At 61.5% G+C, this 25,146-nt stretch carries 24 protein-coding genes and 1 pseudogene; 9 read left to right on the plus strand and 16 right to left on the minus strand.

All coding sequences use genetic code 11. The features are described from left to right. Nucleotides 1–5: 5 nt before the first annotated feature. The 4 genes from ACMV_RS12945 to ACMV_RS12960 are packed head-to-tail and all read right to left on the minus strand — an operon-like array spanning nt 6 to nt 3,867. Complete coding sequence (locus ACMV_RS12945) at nt 6–2,462, minus strand: heavy metal translocating P-type ATPase (RefSeq protein WP_041665088.1); 2,457 nt, start codon at nt 2,460–2,462, stop codon at nt 6–8. Between the two features lie 3 nt (nt 2,463–2,465). After that, nucleotides 2,466–3,176: a cytochrome c biogenesis protein CcdA gene (locus ACMV_RS12950; RefSeq protein ID WP_013640707.1), complete on the minus strand. Its 711-nt coding sequence runs from the start codon at nt 3,174–3,176 to the stop codon at nt 2,466–2,468. Next, nucleotides 3,173–3,388, minus strand: coding sequence for a heavy-metal-associated domain-containing protein (locus ACMV_RS12955; protein WP_013640708.1), 216 nt, complete (start codon nt 3,386–3,388; stop codon nt 3,173–3,175). Before ACMV_RS12955 ends, ACMV_RS12950 begins: the two co-directional genes overlap by 4 nt. Continuing rightward, nucleotides 3,385–3,867 (minus strand): MerR family transcriptional regulator, encoded by a 483-nt coding sequence (locus ACMV_RS12960; RefSeq protein ID WP_305790325.1) that lies wholly within the window; start codon nt 3,865–3,867, stop codon nt 3,385–3,387. Before ACMV_RS12960 ends, ACMV_RS12955 begins: the two co-directional genes overlap by 4 nt. Before the next feature lie 289 nt (nt 3,868–4,156). On the opposite strand from ACMV_RS12960, the gene ACMV_RS12965 reads away from it, so the two are divergent. Both ACMV_RS12965 and ACMV_RS12970 read left to right on the plus strand, forming a co-directional pair. After that, a complete protein-coding gene (locus ACMV_RS12965) occupies nt 4,157–5,047 on the plus strand; it encodes an MBL fold metallo-hydrolase (RefSeq protein WP_013640710.1) in 891 nt (296 codons plus the stop codon). A 123-nt stretch (nt 5,048–5,170) separates the two neighbouring features. Next, complete coding sequence (locus ACMV_RS12970; protein ID WP_048857907.1) at nt 5,171–5,743, plus strand: hypothetical protein; 573 nt, start codon at nt 5,171–5,173, stop codon at nt 5,741–5,743. Between the two features lie 265 nt (nt 5,744–6,008). On the opposite strand, the pseudogene ACMV_RS12975 reads toward ACMV_RS12970, so the two are convergent. Beyond that, nucleotides 6,009–7,399, minus strand: a pseudogene (locus ACMV_RS12975) (transposase). A 116-nt stretch (nt 7,400–7,515) separates the two neighbouring features. Here ACMV_RS12975 and ACMV_RS12980 point away from each other — a divergent pair. Together ACMV_RS12980 and lgt are read left to right on the plus strand one after the other, a co-directional pair. Continuing rightward, on the plus strand, nt 7,516–7,899 hold the full coding sequence (locus ACMV_RS12980; RefSeq protein ID WP_013640713.1) for a hypothetical protein: 384 nt from the start codon (nt 7,516–7,518) through the stop codon (nt 7,897–7,899). 66 nt (nt 7,900–7,965) lie between these two features. Continuing rightward, the gene (gene lgt / locus ACMV_RS12985) at nt 7,966–8,793 is read left to right on the plus strand and encodes a prolipoprotein diacylglyceryl transferase (RefSeq protein ID WP_013640714.1); all 828 of its coding nucleotides are present in this window, start codon (nt 7,966–7,968) and stop codon (nt 8,791–8,793) included. 147 nt (nt 8,794–8,940) lie between these two features. Here lgt and ACMV_RS12990 read toward each other — a convergent pair whose 3' ends face one another. Continuing rightward, on the minus strand, nt 8,941–9,939 hold the full coding sequence (locus ACMV_RS12990; RefSeq protein WP_013640715.1) for a cysteine synthase A: 999 nt from the start codon (nt 9,937–9,939) through the stop codon (nt 8,941–8,943). A 343-nt stretch (nt 9,940–10,282) separates the two neighbouring features. Between ACMV_RS12990 and ACMV_RS12995 the strand changes: the two genes are divergently transcribed. The 4 genes from ACMV_RS12995 to ACMV_RS21555 all read left to right on the plus strand — a co-directional run bounded on the left by ACMV_RS12995 (nt 10,283) and on the right by ACMV_RS21555 (nt 14,164). After that, nucleotides 10,283–12,544 carry a heavy metal translocating P-type ATPase gene (locus ACMV_RS12995; RefSeq protein WP_013640716.1) on the plus strand — a complete coding sequence of 754 codons (2,262 nt, stop codon included), beginning with the start codon at nt 10,283–10,285 and terminating at the stop codon, nt 12,542–12,544. A 5-nt stretch (nt 12,545–12,549) separates the two neighbouring features. Further along, on the plus strand, nt 12,550–13,017 hold the full coding sequence (gene cueR / locus ACMV_RS13000; RefSeq protein WP_013640717.1) for a Cu(I)-responsive transcriptional regulator: 468 nt from the start codon (nt 12,550–12,552) through the stop codon (nt 13,015–13,017). Between the two features lie 247 nt (nt 13,018–13,264). Continuing rightward, complete coding sequence (locus ACMV_RS13005; RefSeq protein WP_013640718.1) at nt 13,265–13,828, plus strand: DsbE family thiol:disulfide interchange protein; 564 nt, start codon at nt 13,265–13,267, stop codon at nt 13,826–13,828. A gap of 45 nt (nt 13,829–13,873) precedes the next feature. Next, on the plus strand, nt 13,874–14,164 hold the full coding sequence (locus ACMV_RS21555) for a TlpA family protein disulfide reductase (RefSeq protein WP_231844411.1): 291 nt from the start codon (nt 13,874–13,876) through the stop codon (nt 14,162–14,164). Here ACMV_RS21555 and ACMV_RS13010 read toward each other — a convergent pair. Next, nucleotides 14,153–15,541, minus strand: coding sequence for an IS4 family transposase (locus tag ACMV_RS13010; RefSeq protein ID WP_013639304.1), 1,389 nt, complete (start codon nt 15,539–15,541; stop codon nt 14,153–14,155). The genes ACMV_RS21555 and ACMV_RS13010 overlap by 12 nt on opposite strands. A 60-nt stretch (nt 15,542–15,601) precedes the next feature. On the opposite strand from ACMV_RS13010, the gene ACMV_RS13015 reads away from it, so the two are divergent. Continuing rightward, entirely contained in the window at nt 15,602–15,928 is a 327-nt protein-coding gene (locus ACMV_RS13015; protein WP_148361013.1) for a TlpA disulfide reductase family protein, read from the plus strand. A 192-nt stretch (nt 15,929–16,120) separates the two neighbouring features. Here ACMV_RS13015 and ACMV_RS13020 read toward each other — a convergent pair whose 3' ends face one another. From ACMV_RS13020 to ACMV_RS13060, 9 genes are all read right to left on the minus strand, one after another. Beyond that, the gene (locus tag ACMV_RS13020; RefSeq protein WP_013640721.1) at nt 16,121–17,701 is read right to left on the minus strand and encodes an IS66 family transposase; all 1,581 of its coding nucleotides are present in this window, start codon (nt 17,699–17,701) and stop codon (nt 16,121–16,123) included. 353 nt (nt 17,702–18,054) lie between these two features. Continuing rightward, nucleotides 18,055–19,236 carry a cytochrome c oxidase assembly protein gene (locus tag ACMV_RS13030; protein WP_231844412.1) on the minus strand — a complete coding sequence of 394 codons (1,182 nt, stop codon included), beginning with the start codon at nt 19,234–19,236 and terminating at the stop codon, nt 18,055–18,057. A gap of 217 nt (nt 19,237–19,453) precedes the next feature. Beyond that, nucleotides 19,454–20,389: a copper resistance D family protein gene (locus tag ACMV_RS13035; protein WP_013640724.1), complete on the minus strand. Its 936-nt coding sequence runs from the start codon at nt 20,387–20,389 to the stop codon at nt 19,454–19,456. Beyond that, complete coding sequence (locus ACMV_RS19980) at nt 20,386–20,754, minus strand: copper resistance CopC family protein (protein WP_013640725.1); 369 nt, start codon at nt 20,752–20,754, stop codon at nt 20,386–20,388. The genes ACMV_RS13035 and ACMV_RS19980 overlap by 4 nt, the downstream gene beginning before the upstream one ends. Nucleotides 20,755–20,805: 51 nt before the next feature. Further along, on the minus strand, nt 20,806–22,419 hold the full coding sequence (gene ctaD / locus ACMV_RS13040) for a cytochrome c oxidase subunit I (RefSeq protein WP_013640726.1): 1,614 nt from the start codon (nt 22,417–22,419) through the stop codon (nt 20,806–20,808). Between the two features lie 25 nt (nt 22,420–22,444). Next, on the minus strand, nt 22,445–23,425 hold the full coding sequence (gene coxB, locus ACMV_RS13045; protein WP_231844413.1) for a cytochrome c oxidase subunit II: 981 nt from the start codon (nt 23,423–23,425) through the stop codon (nt 22,445–22,447). A gap of 89 nt (nt 23,426–23,514) precedes the next feature. Then, entirely contained in the window at nt 23,515–24,162 is a 648-nt protein-coding gene (locus ACMV_RS13050; RefSeq protein WP_013640728.1) for a peroxiredoxin, read from the minus strand. 43 nt (nt 24,163–24,205) lie between these two features. After that, on the minus strand, nt 24,206–24,508 hold the full coding sequence (locus tag ACMV_RS13055) for a hypothetical protein (protein ID WP_231844414.1): 303 nt from the start codon (nt 24,506–24,508) through the stop codon (nt 24,206–24,208). Between the two features lie 75 nt (nt 24,509–24,583). Then, the gene (locus ACMV_RS13060) at nt 24,584–25,141 is read right to left on the minus strand and encodes a TlpA disulfide reductase family protein (RefSeq protein WP_013640730.1); all 558 of its coding nucleotides are present in this window, start codon (nt 25,139–25,141) and stop codon (nt 24,584–24,586) included. Nucleotides 25,142–25,146: the final 5 nt, after the last annotated feature.

Genomic DNA, 25,146 nt, shown 5'->3' on the forward strand with positions numbered 1-25,146 from the left:
TCTCTTCACGCCGCGCTCAGCGTGACTGCGGTCTCCGCCGAATGTCCGACGCTCATGACCGCGTTGAAGAACAGGCGCGGCCGTCCCCAGAGCGAGTTGAGGAAAATCGCCGTGACGCTGACCGCCATCGCGACCATTGCCCAGACCGGGTAGATCATCCCGGTCGCCGCGACCGGGATGCCGATCACGTTGAACAGAAAGGCCAGGGAGATGTTCTGCAGCATCTTGCGGTAGCTGTTCCGGCTGATCATCCGGGCGACCGGAAGCGCGTCGATCCGATTGGAGAGGATGATGATGTCGGCGGCCTCGATGGCGATGTCGGTGCCGCCGCCCATCGCGATCCCGACATCCGCCTGCATCAGTGCCGGCGCATCGTTGATGCCGTCGCCCACCATCGCAACCCTGCTCCGGTCGGCCTGCAGGCGGCGCACGATTTCCGCCTTGCCGTCGGGCAGTATTCCCGCATGCACCTCGTCAATGCCGAGATCGCTGGCGACGCGGCGAGCCGCGCGCGCATTGTCGCCGGTGACCATGATCGGCACCATTCCCGCCTTGCGCAGCGCCTGGATCGCCCCGCTAGCCTCGGACCGGATGGTGTCGCCCAAAGCCAGGCAGCCGAGAGCACGCCCGTTGCGCGCCACCGCGATCACCGTCCGCCCGGCCTCTTCAAGCGAACGGATACGCTCGGCCAGCGCTGTCAGGTCAACGCCGCGCTCCGTCAGAAAGCGCGGATTGCCAACCAGCACGTCGTATCCTTCAATGCGCGCGACCACGCCCTTGCCGGGCATCGCCTCGAAGGAGTCAACCTCGGGCGGGACGGCGCCGCGCTCGAACGCCGCCTTGACCACCGCCTGCGCGAGCGGATGTTCCGAGGACGCCTCGGCAGCGGCGGTAAAAGCGAGAAGCTCGTCCGCCCCGATCCCATCGAGTGTCTCGACCTCGTGCAGGACAGGACGGCCCTCGGTGAGGGTACCAGTCTTGTCGAGGACGATCTTGCGGACCAGGCGGAAGCCTTGGAATGCCTCGCCGGTGCGCATCAGGATGCCCTGTTCGGCGGCCTCGCCGGCGCCGCGCACGATGGAGAGCGGCGCGGAGATGCCGACGGCGCACGGATAGCCCATGACCAGCACGCTCAAGCCGGCGAATACCGCCCGCTCCACATCAATGTGCCCAGTGCCGAGCCAGGAGCCGATGAGCCAGCCCACGAAGGCCGTCATCGCGACGAGCAGCACCGTCGGGGTATAGACGCGCAACACGCGGTCAACCAGGTGCAGCAGACCCGGCTTGAGTGCCCGCGAATCCTCGACCTCGCGGATGACCTTGTTCAGGAAGCTGGCCTCGCCGACCGCCGTGACCTGCACCAGCAGCGTGCCGGTGCCGTTGATCGAGCCGCCGATGACGGCGGCGCCTTCCGCTTTCTCGACCGGGATTGGTTCCCCGGTCACGAGGGATTGGTCAACACCGGAGCGACCGCTCACGACAACGCCGTCCACGGGCACGCGCTCGCCGGGGCGAACCCGCACCAGATCGCCAACTTTCACCTCCGCGAGCGGCACCTCGATTTCGATCTCACCCCGCAGGATGCGGGCCGTCTCCGGCTGCAGGTCGAGCAGCTTCTTCACCGCCTGCGAGCTGCGCGTCTTGACGATGAGCGACAGCCACTCCGAGAAGATGTGATAGGTCATGACCATCACCGAGACGGCGAAGAACGGCGCGGTCGGGTAACCCGGCTGCTTCAGCACGAGTCCGATGATGCCGCCGGCCATGCCCGCAAAAGCACCGATTTCGAGCAGCACATGCTGGTTGAGGATGCCGCGCCGCAGTGCCTGATACGCCATCACCAGGATGTGCTGACCGATGCCGAAGACCAGGACCAGGGCCAGCGCGGCGACAATCCAGGGCGTTGCTCCGACAACCCAACCAAGCTGCCGCGCGAGGAGCAGCGCGACCACCGCACCGGCCAGCACCGCAGTGCCAAAAACCGCCGTGGCGAGGCCGCGAGCGCGCAATACGAGGAAGACCAAACCAAACAGACTCGCGAACACGGCAACACTGAGCGTGATCGCGGCGGAAACGTTGGCCGGGTTCGCGATCAACGCGATCGCCAGCAGGCTGAACGCCGTCGCGGTGAGAAAGCGCCGCCCCTCGCGGACCAGGTCGCGCTCCTCGTCCTCGAAGGGGCGCAGCTTGCGCGGGTCCGAGACGGTATAGCCGATCTCGCGCAATATCTGGAGCAGTTGGTCAGGGCGCGCGACACCCGGATCGTATTCGACGAGAGCCTGCTCATGGGTGAGGCTGACCGACACCTTATCGACACCCGGCTGGCGCCCGAGCGCCTTCTCGATGGTTCCGGTGCAGAGCGAGCAGTGCAAGCCACCGATCCGGGCGCGGATCTTGCGCCGGTTGGGCCGGTTTGACGGTTCTTCGGTCCAGAACGCTTCAGTAGAAATTGTTTCTGACATTTTCTATCCTCTCATTCCCGGCATTGCCATTCCGGGCATCGGGTGGCGGATCGAGACGAACAATCCGAACCAGATCGACCAGAGGCCAACGGCAATCAGGACCAGCCCCGTGATGATCGGCATGCGGCGCGACAGGCCGCCCAGCCAATCGATCACCCGGCGCGCCGGCGCGAACAGAACAGCGACGACGAGCGGCAGCGACAGCGCCAGGCCGAACAGCGCGAGCGAAAGAAATCCCGCGGCGAGCGGCCTGCCGTCCGCACCACCCGCCGCGGCCGTGCCAAGCAGGGCAACGACAAGAGGCGCGGCGCAGGAAGGAATGTTAAAGCCGAACAGCACGCCCAGGCCGAGCGATCCACGCAGGTTCGACAGACGGGCGAGGCTGGGACCGAGCGCGACCATCAGACGTCCTGCCTGGCCAGTAAGAACAAGTAGGCCGAGAATGGCATAAAGGCTGCCCAGGGCGATCCAGACATCCTTCTGCATCCCCAGAAACTGGCTGCCCAGAAACGCCGCGAGCAGGCCGAACAAGCCGATCGTCCCGGCGCGGGACAAAGTGAACCCGATCGTCTCGACCAGCTTGCGTCGGGCACTTTTGCTTTCGAGAAATCCGACGAACACCAACGTAGTGCCCAGCGTGCAGGGTTCGACGAAACCCAGCAGACCGAGCCCGATCGGCAGCAGAACGGTCGTGACAGCGACATTCGACGTCATTGTCGGGCCGTGACCCGGTAGCCTGGGCGTTCGATGGTCGCTGCGAGACGATCTTCCGTGACGATTCCTGGATCATACAAAACGCGAGCCTCGCCGCTTGCGAACGAGACCGAAACCGCCTTCACGCCCGGCTCCTTGTCCAGCAATACCTTGATGGTGCTGGCGCACCCGTCGCAGCGCAGACCCTCGATCCTGAAAATCGTGTTCTTCATCGCGTGTTCTCTTTTTTATGCTTTGTGCAGGACGATTTTCTCGGGTTGGTGTGCTGGCGCCTCCCATTCTCGGCGCACCCGCCGGAGCGAGGCGTCAGGGCGTCCATGATCGAGCACGCCTGTAAGGCGCCTTGGCCAGGGCAGGCCGCAATCAGCCGCTCCAGCGCGGCGCCGATATCCTGGAGCCGCTGGATCTTCCGCCGCACGTCAGCAAGTTTCGTGGTGGCCTGCTCCCGGACTTCCGAGCAGTCGGCAGCGGGATCGGCCCGCAGGGCCAGCAGTTCGTGGATCTCGCGCAGCGAGAAGCCGAGCTCCTGGGCTTCCTTGATGAACCGGATGCGCCCGACCGTATCGGCGGAATAGCGCCGCGCGCCCGAACCGTCCGGCTTCGGCGGCTGTCGGACCAGATGCTGCCGCTCATAGAAGCGGATCGTCTCGACGCCGACGCCCGCCTCACGCGCGGCCATCCCAATGGTCAAATCTGCTCTCATCTTTCCACCTCGTGCCCACTATGGCATCCGTACCATAGTACGGAGTCAAGGGGGATCGGCAGACGTCGCTCGATGGACGATTCGAACGCGCAACCGCAATGCCCCGCTCCAGATGCGCGTGGCACAAATTGGCACAGTTTCCCGTCCCGCTGACAAATTCTGGTGACACATAGTCCCTATATCTTGCTTTCGGCGGCCAAAGCTCTGCCGCGGCAGCACACGGAGATTCTCCGTAGGATAGCACGTCTTTGCCAGATCGAAACTCGATGGAAGCACCATGACCGAAAACGCTCCCCGGCTCCAAGCATTCTTCGACGAAGCCACCCATACGGTGAGCTATCTCGTGGCCGACCCTGCCACCCGCCGTGCCGCGGTAATCGATCCCGTGCTCGATTACGACGCAGGGTCAGGCGAGGTAGACACGCGCCCCGTCGAGGCAATCCTGCGCGCCGCCGAGGCGGATGGGCTCGTCATCGAGCACGCGTTGGAAACCCACGCCCACGCCGATCATTTGTCGGGCGCTCCGTTCATCAAAATGCATACCGGCGCGCAGATCGGAATCGGCGAGCATATTCGTGATGTGCAGCGTATTTTCCGGCCGGTTTTCAATGCGACCGACGTGAAGGCCGATGGCGGCGATTTCGATTGCCTGTTTCGCGATGGTGAACGCTTCCGCATCGGCGGTCTGGAGGTGGAAGTGCTGCACGTTCCGGGCCACACGCCTGCCGATATCGCGTATAAAATCGGCGATGCGGTGTTCGTGGGCGACAGTCTGTTCATGCCCGATTACGGCACGGCGCGCGCCGATTTTCCTGGTGGTGACGCGCATCAGCTCTACCGTTCAATCCACCGCCTGCTCGCACTACCCCTGAAAACGCGGCTGTTCATGTGCCACGACTACAAGGCGCCTGGACGCGATCACTACGCCTGGGAGACCACGGTGGCCGAGCAGCGCGCCGGCAACAAGCACGTCCATGACGGCGTCACCGAAGACGAGTTCGTCGCGATGCGAGAAGCGCGTGACGCGACCCTCGCCGCTCCAGCGCTTTTGCTGCCGTCAATCCAGGTCAATATCCGCGCCGGTCGCTTTCCGCCCGCTGAGTCCAACGGCGTGCGCTACCTGCTCATCCCTGTGAAATCCAAGGGTGAAGCGGTTACGACTTTCTGACCGGTTCGGCCGATCTATGGCAGCGAAGGCTGCTTTAAATAAAAAGTTACTAACCTGCCGCTAGAAACTCGGTCGAAGCGGAAAAATCCAAAACTTGTACCGTTACCATTAAGGATGGATGCTATGAAACGTCGTACCGTTGCCGCTGGACTCGGCGGGCTTATTTCTGGCTGGCTCGCGCTTGTCGGGTTCGGTCGCAAAGAGGCTCTTGCCGACTCATCTGGAGACGCCACCGGAGGCATGATGGGTGGAATGATGTCCGGCAATGGCATGCAGGACATGATGTCGCGCGGCAACATGATGGGGCCGATGAAGCTCGGCATGCAACTGTTCGAACGCCATGCGGAAATCCAGCGCGCCACCGAATATCTGCCGAACGGCATCATCGATGCCACGGCTTCGAGCAACCCCAAAACCGCTGGCATCATCCAGGCGCATGTGATCGAAATGTATAATCGCATGGCGGCCAACCGGCCGTTCAATTACATGATGAGCCCCAGTGCCAGCACGATGTTGCAGAACGCCGATAAATATCAGCGCTCATACCGCCTGTTGCCGACCGGCATCGAAGTGACCGAGACCTCGGATGATCCGGAAATGGTCAAGGTGATCTACGCTCATGCCAAAGAGCTTGATCGTTTTGCCAAAGAGGGCATGCCCGCCATGATGCGCGGTATGATGGGTAACAGGATGTAGCGATCAGGGAGCGTCAGATTGTTGATAGGCAGGACGACGCAAAAGAAGGGATGGCCGAGAACACCGGCTTAATTTGGCTCGCGTCAGCAACAATAGTATTGGTGATTACCTGTGAATCGAATCAGCTCGCATCGCTCAGAAAGGAAGAAACCCATTACTAATCACAAGATCACTTCTGTCGCCATTTCGATTGCCATCGGCATGTGATCGGCGAATTAAGGCTTAAATCCGACTCGAGAGTCCAAGGTTCTGCGGGGGCTCCGGCTCAGGAGGCTAACCGGAATACCTCCATTTTATCGGGATCCTGTCGTTCGACGACGAATTTTGCGAAGTTGTTGCCTGAGGCGGCATTCATGAGAAATTCCGGCATGCTGTGGCGCAGGGCATTGGCCACGACCAACTCCGAGGGCGGGATGCCGGGCCCAGCCAGGAGCCGAAGGAGGCCCAGACGCGCTGCGGGAAGGCGACGGCCAGGTACTGAAGCAGCCCCTGGCAGACGACAGCCGCCTGGATGAAGACGTGGTAGGCATGCAGCTTGCGCCTGACGGCGTCGCGGTATTCGGGCGACGCGCGATGGAGGTGCTGGTTGCCGCTGCGGCGGCGCACCGGCTTCATGTCGGACATCCAGAAGTGGTAGCTGAACGAGCCGATCAGCCGCACCGCCTGCTTGAACGTATGCTCGATCTTGAAGCGCAGGCCGTAGAGACGAATGATCTCGATGGCCGCCAAGGACGTGTCGGTGCACATCAGGAGGCACGAGCCTCTGGTGGGATGGATCACCGCGACGAAACGCACGAGCCGGCCAGCCGGGCGCCACAGCAGGTCGCGGACCTTATATTGGATGACCACCTGGTGCTCGCCGTAGACGGGACTTTTGGCCTGTTGGCGGCCCTTGGACTCTTCCAGCAGCGACCTGAGCCTGACCTTGCGGCCATAGACCTTGGGCCTGCCCCTCTTTCGCGGGCCGGGCTGCTGATGGACGGTGTAGGCGACGGCGTTGGACTTCACCCGGGTGACCAAATGATTGTCCTGCTCGAGCAAGCCGGCGACGATCTTGCCCGCGGCGTAGTAGGCGTCGGCGACGAAGTAGCAGGGTTGAGCGATGGCGACGATGCCGAGCAGGGCGAGCATCTTGTCGAGCAAGGTGCGGCGGTCGCGATTGGACCACAGCACGCCCTCGTGGATTCGAACGGCGAGCGGCACGGCGAAGACGCTGGCGGCGGCGTGAACCAGCAGGCTGACGGCCTGGAGGGAGTGTCCCATGATGTATTCGGGCTTGGTGTTCGACTCGGACTGCTGATGCAGGAGTTTGACCCCCGGCATCTTGCGGCCGCGCTTCGGTACCTTGATGCCGTCGCCGACCACGACATACCGGCCGTTGATGCGCAGCGGCTGCGGGAACAGCCGCAGCACCGCCTGGGTCCACAGCGCGGTAAGACGGTCGAGCTTCACCGCGGGGCTGTGAAAGTGATCGACCAGCTTGTTGTAGAAGCGGGCGTCGAGCTTCAGCGCGCGCACCAGGCTGGTCACGCCGAGCAATTCGGTACGCACGGTGAAGCCTGCGACGGCGGTGGCGAACCAAAGGAAGGTGCGCAGGCGGGAGAACGCCGGGCGCAGCCGCCAGATCGCGTTCCACCAGGGTATCCACAGTGACATCGGGGCCGCCTCGCTGCTGTTGTTGATGAACAGTGTGCGTACCCCGGGAATCACTGTAACAATGTTGACTCTATCGTGAGTCTCGCCACAATGGCCGGCGATGCTATCCTGACCCCATGGGCAAGCGGCGCGCGAAACACCCGTTCGAGGATAACCCCGGCATCGACGGCTTTCTCGCATGGATGGACGCACCCGAGGGACAACAGTCGATCGAGGCATTGGATCTGGTGTTCGATGCATTGGAACATGCCGGCGTCGACGCCGGGCAGCGCAAGATCGTCTGGGCCGACGGAAAACGGCTATCGATCGAGCAGTCGGCGGAGCGTATTCACGCCGAGCATCCGGACGTGTCTCGCGACCTGATCGAAACTCACGTACTGGGTTGGCTGGAAAGCTGTGCGCCGGCAACCTACTCGGAACGCCAGATCGAGGAACTCGACCGGATCATCGAACCCTGGCTCGACGACTATGAGCGCACGTCACGAGCCGCCAGAAAGTAGCCGAGAACTCGGCACTCTCGAGATCCGACATCGGATGGAATATTCTCCGGAGCTATGGAGCTATCGATGAATCATGTGTATGTCTGGCCGCATTTCGATCCTATCCTGGTGAAATTCGGCCCGTTTGCCATTCATTATTATGCGCTTGCCTACATCACGGCGCTGGTCGTCGGCTGGCGGCTGATGCGCCGCCTGGTACGCGAAAAGCCGACGGTCGCGACTCATGAGCAGGTTGACGATTTTCTGTCATGGGCAACGCTGGGCGTCGTTCTCGGCGGACGGATCGGCTATATTCTGTTCTATCAGCCGGTCTATTTTCTCCACCATCTCGACCGCACTTACGCCGTATGGGACGGGGGAATGAGCTTTCATGGCGGGCTGATCGGCGTTGCGGTCGCGATCCTGATTTATTGCCACCGGCGGGGTCTCGATCCGTGGCAGTTCGCCGATCGGGTTGCCGTACCGGTGCCAATCGGGCTGTTTTTAGGTCGGATCGCCAATTTCATCAATGGCGAGTTATGGGGACGCCCAGCGCCCGCTTGGTTTCCGTTTCGCATGATCTACCCGCAATCCGGGTCTGACGTGCCGCGCTATCCGTCGGAACTGATCGAAGCGACTTTGGAAGGACTGGTTCTATTCATCGTACTTTATACGGTATCACGCAGCGAGCGGATACGCAGCCAACCCGGCTATCTCGCAGGGATATTCGTAATGGGCTACGGGATTGCGCGGACCACGGCGGAGTTTTTCCGCCAGCCAGACTGGTTTCTCGGCTACCTGATGTTCGGCTTGACTATGGGCCAATTGCTGTCGATTCCGATGATCGCGATCGGCGCGGTCATGATCTGGCGGGCGCGCCGTGCTGCCCGAACTCAGACAGCCCTAACAGCGTGATCCGGTCTGAAGGTCGCCGCCAGTCCAGATACAAGGCGAAGATTGGCCCCGCAGTGACGGTCATATCAATGTGAGGCACGGGCGGCATCATGGGGAATGTCCTTTAACGTTGTGCTCCGATCATCAGTAGTACCTGTGGATAGCGAATCAAAGCCACGGAGTAACGGGCAGGTTCTTACCGCGCAGGAATTCGGGGTTGAACAGTTTGGTCTGATAACGCGCGCCACCGTCGCATAGGATCGTGACCACTGTATGCCCGGAGCCAAGATCGCGGGCGATGCGAATCGCCGCGGCGACGTTGACCCCCGTCGATCCGCCAACCGAAAGCCCCTCGTGGATCATGAGATCGAAGACCTGTTCCAGTGCCTCCGCGTCGGGAATTTTCAACGCATCGTCGATCGGCGCGCCGTCCAGATTGGCGGTGACGCGCGACTGGCCAATTCCCTCGGTGATCGATGAACCGCTCGGCGTGAGATCGCCAGATTTCACCCACCCGTGCAGTCCGCTGCCCTCCGGGTCCGCCAGCACGATCCGCACCTCCTTGCGGCACGCCTTCAGGGCCATGCCGACACCGGCCAGCGTTCCGCCGGTGCCGCAGGAGCAGGTAAACGCGTCGACGCGGCCGCCGGTTTGCGCCCAGATTTCGGCGCCGGTGGTCAGACGATGACCTTCCCGGTTCGCGATGTTGTCGAACTGATTGGCCCAGAAACCGCCGATTTCCTCGGCGATCCGTCGCGAGACATGCACGTAATTGCCCGGATCGCGGTAGGGTTTCGCGGGCACCAGCCGGAGATCGGCACCGATCATCCGCAGGAAGTCGATCTTTTCCCTGCTCTGGGTCTCCGGCATCACGACGACCGACCGGTAGCCGCGCGCATTGGCGACGAGGGTCAGCCCGATTCCGGTGTTGCCGGCGGTCCCTTCGACGATGGTACCGCCCGGCCGCAGCGCGCCCGTCCGCTCCGCGTCCTCGATGATGGCGATGGCGGCACGGTCCTTCACCGAGCCGCCGGGATTCATGAATTCCGCCTTGCCAAGAATGTCGCAGCCGGTCGCGGCGGAAGCCCGCTTCAGCCGGATCAGCGGCGTGTTGCCGATCGCGCCGACCAGTCCGTCGGCGATCGTGGTCTCATTCACCGTATGCACTGCGTTCCTCTTGTTCGGTTGACGTGTTTTGAATCCAGTGTGTAGCAGTCCTAACCTGCGGGACGTTCGGGGGCGATGCCGGAGTAAGATATGTTCGAGCATGTGGGCACGCAAACAAATGTGGGGCTTCCAACGCAGGAAGGGTCAAGACCTGTTCCTTCCCCTGAAGAACCCGAGATTTCCCGCTGAGCTCCGTGCGGTGAGTTTAAGGCTTGACCTTCCTATTGTAGGAACCTGTAACCATGGATTTGCTACCGGTGATCAGATCCGGTGTCGATTCAGTTGAAAGATTCTTACGATGCTTGAAACGGCTCTGCCCAGCCGCCATCCCAGCCGCCGCCAAATGGATGTCCTCGATCTCGGCATTGAGGGCATGACCTGCGCCTCCTGCGTGGGGCGAGTCGAAAAGGCGATCCGCAGACTGCCGGGCGTTGCCACCGTGGCGGTCAATCTCGGCACTGAACGGGTGCGGGTAACGGGTGCGGACGTCGATGCGTCGACATTGATCGCTGCCATCGAAAAGGCGGGCTATGGTGCGCACGCGATCCCGGAGGGTGGCGATGCGGATGCGGAAGCAGCGAAACGGCAAGAGACGCAGCGCGAACTGATTCATGCCGGCATCGCCGCCGCGTTGACTGCACCACTTCTCGTTGCAATGATCCTCCACGTTGCAGGGGTGAGCATAGCACTTCCAGGCTGGGTGGAGCTTGTCCTTGCTACTCCGGTGCAGTTCTGGCTCGGCGCGCGATTCTACCGCGCAGGCTGGACGGCAGTGCGGGCTCATACCGGCAACATGGACCTGCTGGTCGCGCTTGGCACTTCAGCGGCTTATCTTCTCAGCCTCTACATGCTCCTGAGATCCTGGACTTATGGCGGCACGCCGACGCTCTATTTCGATTCGTCCGCGATCGTCATTACGCTTATTCTGTTCGGCAAGTGGCTGGAGGCTCGCGCCAAGCGGCAGACTGGCGCAGCTCTGCGAGCACTGTCCGCGCTACGGCCAGAGCGCGCGCGGCTGCGTGCCACCGACGGTTCAGAGCGGGAGGTGTCGATTGACAGGGTCGCCGTGGGGAATCTTGTAGTGGTATGGCCAGGCGAGCGGATTCCCGTCGATGGCCTGATCCGTGAGGGTGAGAGTTCGGCCGACGAATCGATGCTGACGGGGGAAAGCTTGCCGGTGACCAAGTGTGTGGGTCACAAGGTCACTGGCGGCGCAATCAATGGCGACGGTCTCTTGCTCATCGAAACCACGGCGGTAGGCGCCGAATCAACGCTCGCGCGCATCGTCCGATTGGTGGAGAATGCGCAGGCGGCCAAGGCGCCGATCCAGAAGCAGGTCGATCGGGTTGCCGCCGTTTTCGTACCGGTCGTGCTCGTTATCGCCTGGATCGCTTTTGTGGGGTGGTGGCTCGTCACCGGCGATATCGAGCAGGCAATCTTGAGCGCAGTTGCTGTCCTCGTCATTGCTTGCCCGTGTTCCCTTGGCCTCGCTACCCCGACCGCAGTCATGGCGGGAACCGGGGTTGCGGCCCGATACGGAATCTTGATCAAGGATGCCGAAACGCTGGAGGAAGCACACGGCATTGACACCGTGGCCTTCGATAAGACCGGCACCTTGACCGAAGGCAACCCATCTATAATCGCTCTCGAGCCCGCCGACGGGCTCAACGGCTTCGAATTGCTGCGTCTCGCCGCAGCCGTACAGCATGGCAGCGAACATCCTCTCGCCAAGGCCGTGCCCACAAGGGCGGAAGCCGAAGGTGTACGGGCGCCTACGGCAACCGCTGTAAAAGCTCTGCCGGGTCGCGGCATTACCGCCATGGTCGAGGGCCGCAACCTCGTGCTCGGAAGCAGCCGGTTGCTGTCCGAGCACGGCATCGATGCCGACGCACTTGCCGGGCGTGCCGAAGCCCTGCAACGTGAGGGTCGCACTGTGTCCTGGTTGCTTGATGTTAGCACAACGACCCCGCGCGTCCTTGGCCTGATCGGCTTCGGCGACGCGCTGAAGCCGACGGCGCATGACGCCGTCGGCTCTCTGCGTGCCATGGGCTTGCGCGTCATAATGCTGACCGGGGACAACCAGGGCAGCGCCGACGCCGCAGCCCGAATTCTCGGTATCGACGAGGCGATTGCCGAGATCCTGCCCGAGCACAAAACGGATGTCGTGAATGAACTCCGGCGTGCCGGCCGCAAGGTTGCGATGGTCGGAGATGGCGTCAACGATGCACCGGCGCTTGCCGCCGCCCACGTCGGCATCGCCATGTCGACCGGCTCCGACGTCGCTATCCACACGGCGGGGATCACGCTGATGCGCGGCGATCCGGCCCTGGTGGCGGCCGCGCTTGATATATCACGCGCGACTTTCAGCAAGATTCGTCAGGGACTGTTCTGGGCATTCATCTACAATGTCGTTGGTCTTCCGCTTGCGGCGCTCGGTTATCTCAGCCCGGTGGTTGCTGGCGCCGCCATGGCGTTTTCGAGCGTCAGCGTCGTATCAAATGCGCTCCTGCTGCGCCGCTGGCACCCGAGAGGCAGCACGGTTTCGCGAATCACCGGTGCCTCGGCCCTCCCGCGAGGCCGTCTGATCGAGAAAGCAGCAGAATGACCTCTATGACGATCGGCGACGCCGCGAAAGCCTCCGGCGTTCCTGCCAAAATGATCCGTTACTACGAAAGCATCGGTCTTATCCCGAAAGCCGTTCGAAACGATAGTGGCTATCGCTACTACGCGATTACCGATGTCCACACGCTCCGCTTCATTCGCCGTGGCCGCGATCTCGGATTTTCGATCGACGCTATCATGCGGCTACTGGCCCTCTGGCGAGACCACCACCGTGCGAGTGCCGACGTCAAGCGGATTGCTCTCGACCACGCCGCCGCGTTGCGGAGCAAAATCGCGGATCTCGAGGCCATGCTAGGTCCGATTGAATATCTGGCCGATCATTGCCAAGGCGACCATCGGCCAGATTGTCCGATCATGGATGACCTCGCGGATCACGTCGCGCGCTCCGAGCATGAGGCACGAGAAACACGCCCCCGCCACACCAAAACCACCCAACGGCGCGGCGTTTCCACGTGACGCGTCAAGGATCAGCGTGGTTCTCCGCTTTTCCCGCCGTTTATCGGAGCGGGTACTCGATAGGGTGCGTCAATAGAACTTTAATGACAAAGCACGACTTTCGCGAATCGGTGGTGACTGCCGCGACGATGGGAGCCTGCCCGATGAAGAACCGGAAACGTTTAATCATCCTTGGGAGATTGCCATGATTAGCCCGTTATCCCGTCGGACCCTGCCGACCCGTTCGGCAACGGTCTGAGGCGGTTTCATGGCGACATCACAAATCTCCCGCCGATTGATGCTCGGTATTCCGCTCGCCACCGTGGCGGTGGGCGGGATCGGGTTCTACGCGCTCTTGGAACGGATGCGCACCGGCACTTACAACCCGCAGGCGTTCAACAATCCGCTGGTCGGTCACAAAGTGCCTCCTTTCACTCTGCCGGGGGTCGATGGCAACAAAGGGTTCGACCAGGCTGCGCTGGTTGCCCAGAAGCGCCCGGTGCTGGTCAATTTCTTTGCGTCCTGGTGCGTCGCCTGTAAGGCGGAGGCGCCGTATCTCGTCGGCATCGCGAAATCGGGGCTGGATATCTGGGGCATCGCCTACCAGGACAAACCGAAACCGCTCGCACTGTATCTCGCAGAATACGGCAACCCGTATCGGCGGATTGCGTCCGATCTGAGCGGACGGGTCGCGATCAACTGGGGGGTCTATGGCGTGCCGGAAAGTTTCCTGGTCACTCCTGGTGGCATGGTGCGCTGGCATACTGCCGGGCCTCTGTTCCCAGAGATCATCGAAAATCAGCTTAAACCCGCCTTGCGCCTCTTGTCGTAAGTGCCGCGCCATGATGGGTAATGCCATGAAGAAAACGGCTCGGCCATGAAGCCGGTCTCGCGACGATCATTATTCGGCTTGGTAGGTATGCCGGCTGTCGGCTGGATGACGCCGAGTGCGCAGGCCGCCCAGAGCGCGCTACCTCCAGCGTTCTACAGCTACGATGGTCAGTACACTCAAATTGTCCCGGAACGGCCGGTGCCGACCAAGCCGATCGTGACCACCGGCGGCAGTACCATCGACTTCCAGCGCCTGCGCGGCAGCGTCGTTCTCGTCAATTTCTGGGCAACCTGGTGTGTACCCTGCGTCTATGAGCTACGGGATTCACGGATTTGACTGAGCTGCGATGAAGAAGCCTGTGGCCATAGAAGCGAAGCGTGCCCACCCTGCGCGCATGGTCTTTGGTCCTGGCGGCTTGTAGTAGCAATTCCAGCCGCCGAGGCGGGCGATGATCCAGGCGAGCCATGCGAGGGATCGGGGTGGATGGGGGTTTTTCTGTCGCGGCGTCTTGCCTTCGAGAGTGGGGGCAATGGCATCGGCGGCCGGGAGTAATCCGGGATCGATGACATCGGTTGCCGGCCGGTTGCTGCCGTCGCGGGCATCGACGAGTTGTACGGTGCGGGTCGCAGCGGCGAGGCCGATCAGGGCCAGCTTGAACAGCCGTCCGGCATCTTGCATCTGGGTTTCTTCAAGCCTGAGACCGTCACTTTTCAAAGACCGGAACACTTCCTCGATTCTCCATCTCAGCCGGTAGAGGCGTACGATTTCGGCGGCACCGTCTGCGTCGATGGTCTCGATCGTGGTCAGCAGGCGCCACAAGAGCGGGACGCTTTCGCCATTCCCGTCAACCTCGCGCGCCTCGACCATGGTCAGGGACAGATGCTCTGGCCCTTCCGTGTCGCTGGCATGGCGCGGCCTGCGGATCGTCACTGTTCCAGCCCGCAGCGCCACGGTTGCGATCCGTGCGGCGACGCCGGTGCGCGAGGGGGCGACACGAACCGAGGTCCGGGTCAGTTCGGGCCAGGCTGCCGGGGCGGTGAACAGGCGGCGACCGTCATCCAGAACACGATCCTGGGCGGCACGGACGATCAGGTCGACCGATGCCGGACGCCTGGCAAAGCCCGCATAGATGTCACTCTCGCGGTCGGCCACGACCACGACCGAGGCGGCACCGCTCAGACGCCCGGCGGCGCGCGCAGCACCGTCCAGCCACCGCATGCTCTCCTTGTCTTCCAGCGCCCGCTCGCGTGCAGGGGTCGCATCGAACTCATCCGAACGGGTCCAGATCTTCGCGTCCACCAGGCCGAGCACCGCCTCCGTCTCACTGTCGATGGCGATCACCGGATGCAGGAAAAATCCCGCCGATACCCCATCACCGGCCGGTCCAAGCCCACGGCGACGCGCCTCACGGCCGGAAAAATTGATCTCCGTCGTGTCCTGCGCGGCCACAATCCGACGCCCCCGGCAGGCAGCGGCCGTGCGATCCGCCAGCGTCTCCACCATCTCCGCACACGTGACCGACGGGGCTGACAGGAAGCGATGGATCGCAATCTCCCGCGCTCGTGTGCCACCAAGCTTGCGGATGACCAGAGACCCGGTCTCCACCACCCGTTCAACCAGCGTGCTGCCCATCGCCGCACGTCGCGCATCTCCGAAGTAACCCAAATCTCCAGCACGTAACGCCACCATCTTCTCCATCAGCCTCAAAATCATGGAGAATCAGGCGCAAGCTACCTGCGCAAGTAAAATCCGTGAATGCCGTAGGTCTATGAGATGCCGTTGCTGGATCGGCTACAAGCGAAACTGAAAGGGACGAAGGCCACGATCCTGCCGATTGCAGTCGATGACGGTGGCAAGGCCAATGTGGAAGCCTTCTACAAACAGCACGATCTGACTCATCTGAAGGTGATCGTCGACCCCGACCAACAGGTTGGTTATTTCTATGCCGCCAATCCGGGACGTGGGATTTTCCCGCTCTATGCTCTACCGATCACTTATGTCATCGATCCGGGCGGTTTGATTGTCGGATATATACCGGGTGCGGCGCCTTGGGATTCTCCGAGTGCAATGACTTTGATCTCTTATTTGGCGTCGCACTAACAAGCTTCGACAGAATGCTTCGACGTTGCTTTGGTCTGCTTTGTTGGGTCGATGCAGGATTTTCCAGGATTTTCCGGGAGTCCGGGACGGAGTCATCCCGCCGCGAGCAGTTCTGGTCACCTGATAAAGCTGTAGATCCAAGGACTTATTTCCCGTGTTCGTAACTGGGGCAAAACTCCGGGCAATTTTGTTTCAAGCTTGGGGGGCGCGAGCTCTGAGTAGATCCGGCAGGTAGGGAACGGCGGCCTGATCGGGGACGTGGAGACGATCGCCGAGGTAATCCCAGAACGAGCAGCCGAGCTTGGCGGCGGTGCGCATGAGGCCGAGAAAGGCGTCGCGGCAGTCGCGGCCGAGGGTCACCTGGGTGCCACCGCTGATCTTGCGCCTTGTGACGTGCAGGCGGATGTCGCGCTCGGAGCCGTTGGTATGGAGCGGGATCTCCGGGCGGTCGAGCACGGCCAGCAGTTCCGCCTTGTTGGCGTGCAGGCGCGCAAGCAGGCGGTCGAGGGTGGCGAAGCCGGTGCGCCTTCGGAAGATGCGATCGAAGCGGGCGCGCAGCTCGCTTCGTCGCCGCGGACTGGGATCGGCACAGTAGGCCTTGAGGTCGCTGTAGTACCACCAGATCAAATTGCGGATATGCGCCTGCGCGGCTCTATGCCAGTCGGTGAAGGTGTCGAGCCTGTGCACCAGCCGCTCAGCATGCACCCAGCACAGCGCGTGTCTGCCGACCACGAACTGGCCGGCATCGTCGCTGACGATAACGGTGTCGTGCAGGAACCCATGGGCCCGGACGCTGCCCCAGAGCGCGCCTTCGGTGGCGATCCGGACCGGGTCGGGATGGATCTTGAGCGCGCTGATGCCGAGCCGGTCCAGATGCGCCTGCCAGGCTCCACGATCGGTGAACGCCTTCTCCGTGGCGTCGGCGAGAGCGCGGATCACCGGGCCGGCGAGCGCGCGCCCGCGCATGTAATCAAGCGCCATGTCGTTGACGACATAATCGGTGTACCCGGCGCGCAGCAGGTCGAGGAAGTTCAGCCGGCTCTTGCTCTCCCTCGTGCCGAACCAAGCGAAATCGTCATTGCCGATATGGGTACAGAACCCGTTCAGGCCGGCATGCCGCGCGCCGGTGTCGTCCACAGTCACCCAGGCCGCCGTCGCAAGCCCCGCCCGCAGGACGTCGCGGTTCTCCGCAAGGAAACCGTCCTGCCCCTCGATCAGCAGCCGCATCACCTGCCGCTTCGAAATCGCCACCCCAAAGGCCCGCAACTGCGCGGTCAACCGCTCCACCGTCACCTGGCCCTGGTGATGCAGCATCAGTGCGAAACGTCGTAGTTCCGCGCCGAAATGGCCCACCACCCCCGCCGGCAGCGGCGCGAGGATCGTCCATCCCTCCGGCGTCACCCAGCGTTCCCGCCGGTAGTGGATCGCTCGCGCCCGCAGAACCAGATCCTGAACCAGAAAACTCTCATACCCCTTGAAGCGCGAGCCCGCCGGTGCATCCGCTGCGATGGTCCGTTCCTCGATGTCGATCCGGGGCGTGAATTTGCCGCGCCCTTGGTCCCGTCGCCCTTGCGGCGATGTCCCGCGCTCCATCCCGCTCGGCCGGCTCGGCGGCTTGATGTCGGGAGGGCCCTTCAGCCCCTTCAGACGCGCGATCTCCTCGCGCAACGCCGCAATCTGACGCTTCTGCTCCGCGTTCTCCGCCAGCAGCTGAAGCACCAGATGCTTCAGCTCACTCGCAGGCAGATCGTCAAAGTCGGACGGCTCGGTCACCCGAAGTTTGAATCAGCCAGAACCGTGACCGTGCAAGCAAAAAATCATCCCCCGCCCAGGATTTTGCCCCGGTTACCCGTGTTCTGGCCCAAGGAGAAGCCATAGCCCGGCCAGGAAGCCCACGACATAAGCGCTCACGCCCGCGATGCCAAAATTCCAGCGGGGCGCCAAAATCACTATACCCATCGAGATGGCCATCAGAACCAAACCGGATCCGGCGCGACGGCCACGCGCAAGCGGGATGATACCGATCAGTCCCCCGAGGCCAAGCGCAAGAACGAATAGGTGGGTCAGAAGACCGGCCAGTTGGAACGAGTTCAACATCTATCGAGGAGCGGTTTCGATGGCTGAGATCACGGCTTATCAGACTGCGGTGACTTGGACGTCAATCTGACCTCGTGAGCAGACGGGCCATTAAGCGTCCTTGCTCTCATTTGACTAAAAGCCGCAGCGTCGGCTTGGTGGTTCGTCATGTGATCGTAAACGACGGCAGCGATCATGGTGCCGATCAACATGAAACCGACAAATCCGACCAATCCGAAAGCGAGGTTGCGGTTATTCCGCCGCTTCCCGACGTGGAATTCGCTGCCGCGCACCGGCTTGGCGCCGACAAGGGCGATGCGGCGACCGGCGGTGCGGTCTTCGTGGCTGGCAATTCGGTAGAGCGCGATCAGGGCACCGAGTGCGATCATTGTCGAACCGTCGATCCACATGGTCAGACCGCCGAAGCGCTCGTCGCCCAGCGCCGAAATATGCCAGAAAGGCGCCATACGCCCGTAGGCATCGTAGAGGACGACGGATTTGGCGCTGAGATAGAAACCGAACAGAATGAAGTTCATCTCGGCTACAAAGCACATCAGTATGCGAGCGAGCAGCGGCGCGCCGAGTGGGACTGACCGCGGATCAAGAAGACGGAAGAAAAAGATCAAGCCGCTTGCGAAGAGCGTGACGTGCCAGAGATCGTGGATCAACGGGACGCGCAACGAGGCATCGTGAATCCGCGGGATCATCCAGAAATCACTGGTTCCGACGAACACAAGGCTCGCCGGAATCGGCTGGCTGATTGTGGCGAAGGTGCGATGGAACGCGCCATTACCCATGATGCCGGGCACAAGTTTATGGCGTAGCCACCCCGGCATACCGCGCAACAGGGCCGCTTGCGGGGCTGCCAGCATCAGAAGCATGGGTGCGATCATATCGAGCGTCATGTGCTCGACTTGGTGGATGGTAAGGAATTGATCGGAAAAACCTTCGATCGGCGATTGTAGAACCAGGAACAGCAACAGTATCGCCGCTACGAAGAAAGCGTCCCGCGCTCCGATCGCTTGTCCGCTCCGGCGCCGACCGCGCACGTACCAGACCACGACATAGACCATCGGAATGATAATAATCGGCGTAAACTGCCATACGAGCCAAGGTGTCGCTGCGAGCGCCGCCGCTCCATCCGGCAAGTAGGAGTCGATGACCTCCAATGTTACCCAGCCAAGGAGGGTAACGGCGAGCCAAATGAAGATTACCGGTCGGTTGCGAGTCATCGTGATCTTTCCACCACGTCAATCCCACGTTTTGCCAGGGACCGGATTACGCCCTCGCCTTCGCGATTTTTGCCGTGCTCCGTACCCGAGGTTACGATATCCGTTGCCCGGAAAGCAGCCATCCCCAATGGACGGCCACCGGCCAGCCGGTCGACGCTTGAGTGACAAGGCGTCAAGACAGGCGATGCGCTAGTGAGAACGTTACTCAACGAGTTTGCTAACCGGTCATATTCATTTTCGCGATGTCCATGGCGGGCGGAAGTTCCATCAGAATGCCTGCGAGCACGACGACGGTGAGGCCGATCGCTGTTTCGATCGCAATGGATTTGTATAGAAAATCCTTGGCGCGCTGACCGCGCAACGTCGTAAGGCGGGACGTCTGCCATCGGTTCATCGCTGCGATCGCCAAGAGGATCAGGAATAATGCAAGTTTTCCGCCCGCGACCAATCCATAGGCCGTGCCGGTCAAGGCGGGGATGCTGCCGATCAGATACCAGCCCTGAATCGCCGCCGTCACGGCGATGGTGATCACGCAGGCGATGCCCAGGCGGGAAAACCACGTCGCCGCGCGAAAGGCCGCTTCGGGCGTGACGGCTTTGACGACGATGAGAAGGGAAACCAGGCCGCCGAGCCACAGTCCCGCGGCGAGCAGATGCAGGATCAGGGTCGCGAGCAGCAGATGTCCCTCCGCCCCGCCCATGGCGGCACCGTGCCCAAGCCCGGCCTGCAACGCGACGGCGACGGCGGCAAAGCTTCCGGCCAACAGGACGCGACGGTTACTCTGTCCGTGGCCGAATACCAACACGGCACCAGCCATCAAGATCATCCGGATAATGAGAAGGTGACCAAAGTTCGTGTCGCGCAGCAACGGCAGAATGGCATCAAAACCAGAGGTGATCTGGTTTGATCCCGAGGCATAGATGGCTTCGCAGAGGAGCCAGATCAAACCAGCGATGACCGCCACAGCGAAACTTGCACGTAGAAACTTGACGATTGCGTTCTGAGCGTTGCGTGCGGCCGATGATTTGTCACGCTGCAAGCCGGCCTGAGCAAATAGGCGATAACCTGCGGTGGTGCCGAGAATGGCGAGCGAAGCCGCGACATGAATGCCGCGGGCGGCACCTCGAACGAGCAGATCGGTGGAGACGCTCACGGCGTCACTTGAAAACTGTAACGTCCATGCGTTCGATGCCCGTCGGATGCGAGCGCATGCCAAAGAACAGTATAGCGCCCGGCTCGATTTGATCGACGCAGATGGATGACCAGTGTCTTGGGGTCGTTGCGTTCTAACGTCGCCTCGCCGTGACTGACTTGTTTGCCATTCGGTCCTTGGACCACGATACCGCTGAAATGCCGGTTGACGGTCTCGGTGAAGTTGATTGAGACCTCGCCGGGAAGCAGTTTCAGCACAGCACCCGACGGTGGCGTTTCGTGAGCAGGATAGGCATGGGCCATTGCCAATACCGGTACCGCAAGAAGAGCCGCGACGACGGGAGCTGACTTCAGGGATTTTCTCATATTACCTCGCTTTGCATATTGCCTTGACTTCCAGGATGGCTGGCGATGACCTCATCGGATCACCGGCACATCCTCGAAGGTGTGGTGCGGCGCGGGGGACGGCACGGTCCATTCCAGCGTCGTCGCACCCTCGCCCCAGTAATTGTCGGCCAGAGCCTGCTTGCCGGTGAAAATACGGAACAGCACGTAGAAAAAGATCAGCGTGCTGATCCCGGAGATGATCGTTCCCACCGACGAGACGTAGTTCCAGCCTGCGAACGCGGTCGGGTAGTCGGGGTAGCGGCGCGGCATCCCGGCGAGGCCGAGGAAATGCTGCGGGAAGAAGGTCAGGTTCACGCCGATGAAGAAGGTCCAGAAATGCAGCTTGCCGGCCCATTCGGGATATTGCCGGCCGTACATCTTGCCGATCCAGTAATAGAACCCGGCGAAGATCGCGAATACCGACCCCATCGACAGCACGTAGTGGAAATGCGCGATGATGAAATAGGTGTTGTGCAATTCGGTATCGAGCCCGGCATTGGCGATCACCACGCCGGTCGCACCGCCGACCACGAACATGAAAATCATGCCGATCGCCCAGAGCATCGGCGTCTTCAGCTCGATCGACCCGCCCCACATCGTCGCGATCCAGGAAAACACTTTTACCCCGGTCGGCACCGCGATGACGAGCGTTGCCGCCTCGAAATACACTTTCGAGTCCACCGAAATGCCCGAGACGAACATGTGATGCGCCCAGACCACGAAGCCGACGAAGCCGATCGCGACCATCGCATAGACCATGCCGAGATAGCCGAAGATCGGCTTTTTCGAGAAGGTCGAGACCACGTGGCTGACAATGCCGAACGCCGGCAGAATCATGATGTAGACCTCGGGGTGGCCGAAGAACCAGAACAGATGCTGGAACAGCACCGGATCGCCGCCGCCGCCCGGCTCGAAGAACGAGGTGCCGAAATTGCGGTCCATGATCAGCATGGTGATCGCGCCCGCGAGCACCGGAATCGCCAGCAGCAGCAGGAACGCGGTCACCAGGATGCCCCAGACGAACAGCGGCATCTTGTGCATCGTCATGCCGGGGGCGCGCATGTTCAGGATGGTCGCGATGAAGTTGATCGCGCCGAGCAGCGAGGAAATCCCGGCCAGATGCAGCGAGAACAGGGTGAAATCGACCGCCGGCCCAGGCTGGTAGGTGATGTCGGACAGCGGCGGATACAGCGTCCAGCCGATCCCCGAACCCGCGCCCACCATCAGGCCGAGATTGACGAAAATGAAGCCCATGAACAGGAACCAGAAGCTCATGTTGTTGAGCCGCGGGAACGCCATGTCCGGCGCGCCGATCATCATGGGCACGAACCAGTTGCCGAACCCGCCGATCAGCGCCGGCATCACCATGAAGAAGATCATCAGCAGCCCGTGCGCGGTGACGATCGCGTTCCAGGTCTGGCCCGAGGTGATCAGCGTGTTGTTCGGATGCATCAACTGCATCCGCATGATTTCCGACAGCACCCCGCCTTCGATCCCGGCGATGATCGCCCAGGTGATGTAGAGCGTGCCGATATCCTTGTGGTTCGTGCTCATCAGCCAGCGGCGGACGAACCCCGGATAATGGGCGTCATGCGCATGGGCGGCGTGGGCGTGATCGTCCGAGGCGGCGGTGGACATGGTCATGGTCTCCTGATGATCGCCGGCACCGTCATTGCGATGCGGCTATCGGCGCCGCGCTGGCGAGCGCGACACCCGGATGCGAGAGCGAGGCGGCCTTGGCGGCTGCTTCCGCCAGCACTTCATATTTATGCACCTTCGGCACGTTGCCTTGCGCCGCGTCCTTCTTGGCCTCGACGAGCCAGGCCTGGAACTGCTTCATCGGCAGGGCGACGATCTCGATCGGCATGTTATCATGGTTCAAGCCGCAAATCTGGTTGCATTCGCCATAATAAACCCCCGGCGCGTCGATTTGCGTCCATTGGCGCCAGTACTGACCGGGAATCGCATAGCGCTGCACGCCGAGCGAGGGGACGAAGAAACTGTGTATTACGTCCTTGCTGGTGATCTGGAACACCACTTTCTTGCCGGCCGGCAGCACCAGCGGATGGTTGACGGAAAGCTGGCGGATCTCGCCCGGTTTCAACTGGTTCGGCGGAATCACATAGGAGGTGAAATCGACTCCCTTGGCACCGAGATAGTCGTATTCCCAGAACCATTGATGGCCGATCACCCGCACCGTCATGTAGCGGTGCTTATAGTTGGATTGCTGATAGATCATGTTGAGCGAGGGCACGAAAATCACGATCAGCAGCAGCGCGGGCACCACCGTCCACAGCACCTCGATCACCGTATTGTGCGTGGTGGTGGTCGGCACCGGGTGCCGGGACGCGTGGAACCGCACCATCACGATGCCGAGCAGCACGCCGACCAGCGCGACCACGGCGAACATGATCCACAGCACGAACTGCATCATCCAGTCGATCGCCTTCGCGTTCGGACTTGAAGGCGGCTGGAACCACCACTCCCACGGGCGCGGCGCATGGATCGGAAACCCGGCAGCATTTTTTACGAATTCCGCCGCCGCGGCGTCCCGGAAGGACAGCATCAAAGCAATCGAGATAAATCCGCCTATCCAACCTATCATGCGCTTCGTCACTGTACTCATCGCTATGATCCGGGTCCCTACCATCGGGGATCCTCGATGGATTGTGTGAAGAGCTATACGGCCCCACAAAAATTAGGCATATGTGGGGCCGGTTTGGCGTCATGTCGGCGCGATCACTGCCGATGCGGTAGTCTGGGTTGGGCGACCATGCGAAGATAGGGCCGCAGGGTTCTCCAGCCCTCCGGGAAGCGGGTCTTTGCGTCATCGTCGGAGAGGCTTGGGAGGATGATGACCTCATCGCCATCATTCCAGTTCACCGGCGTCGCCACCTTGTGCGCATCGGTGAGTTGCAGGCTGTCGATGACCCGGATGATTTCGTCGAAGTTTCGGCCGGTGCTGGGCGGATAGGTGATGATGAGCCGAACCTTTTTGTTGGGATCGATGATGAACACGCTGCGCACCGTGACCGTGGGGTCGGCTTCCGGGTGGATCATGCCGTAGAGATGGGAGACCTTGCGATCGGCATCGGCCAGAAGCGGAAAATTGAGTGATTGACCTTGGGTTTCCTTGATGTCGTCTTCCCAGCCCTTATGGCTGTCGGCAGGATCGACCGAAAGCCCGATCGGCTTGGCGTGTCGTTTGTCCCATTCGGGCTTCAACCGCGCGACTTCGGCAAGTTCGGTGGTGCAGACCGGTGTATAATCCTTCGGGTGGCTGAACAGCACACCCCAGGAGTCGCCGAGCCATTGGTGGAATTTGATCGTGCCTTGGGTGCTGACTTGCTCGAAGTCGGGTGCGATCTGACCAAGTTGGATACTCATGCGCGTATTCCTTTCATTTTGATTTGACTGAATGAAGCTGATTTCAAGTGACATTCTGACTTTGACGGTGGGCGATCGACGGGACAGCGGACGACGGCATCGAGTCACCCCGGCGGACTGTGCCATCACCATTCTGGATCGCTGCGTCGATGGCTGGTGCGGCGTTCGATTTCGATTTGTTCATGCCCATCATGCAGAGCCCGAGGCCGCACATGACAAGACAGGGCAGCAGCGACAGGATGATCGGCGCCAAACCGGCGGCAACCAGCCAGCCCCAGCCGCCAACGGCAAGACCACCGCCGGCGATGACAACAAGGCCGACGACGATCGCAATCCGTCCGGTCAAGAAGCGCCGCCAGCCGGATCGGCGCGTAGTGCCGGTGTTATCGCAACATGCATTCATGGTTGAAAACTCCTTGGTTCAGGTGGGTGATTTCGACGAGATCACATGGGTCAGGAATCTGACCATGCGCGGGCTGTCCCAGACGGCGGTGCCGGATCGGAGACCGATCGCCTCGCCATCCGAGTTGATCAGAAAGCTGACCGGAATTTCCTGAAGATTGAGGATTTCCATGGCGCTGCCGCTCGGATCGAGAAAAATGCCAAGATGCTGGATCTTGAATCGGGTGTAGAATTCCTTGACCGGAGCCAATCCGCCGGTATCGATCGACACGGGAACGATCTGGAAGTGCGGACCGCCGAGTTTGGCCTGTAGCCGATCCAGCGTGGCCATCTCCTTTTGGCAGGGGATGTACCAGGTCGCCCAGATGCTGAGCAGCACGAACTTGCCGTGAAAGGATGCCAGCGAGATGTGCTGACCGGCTTCATCCAGGAACCTGAGTGCCGGAAATGTTTTTGGTGCAAAAAGCTGGAGTGGCGGATGTGCGGGGACCGCGGCGGATGCCGAGCCAGACGTCACGATCGCATCGCCGGTCACCAGAAGGGACAGTCCGAGCAATTCACGCCGCGAGGCGGGCAATCGAG

This window comes from Acidiphilium multivorum AIU301 (assembly GCF_000202835.1).
GTDB classification, from domain to species: domain Bacteria; phylum Pseudomonadota; class Alphaproteobacteria; order Acetobacterales; family Acetobacteraceae; genus Acidiphilium; species Acidiphilium multivorum.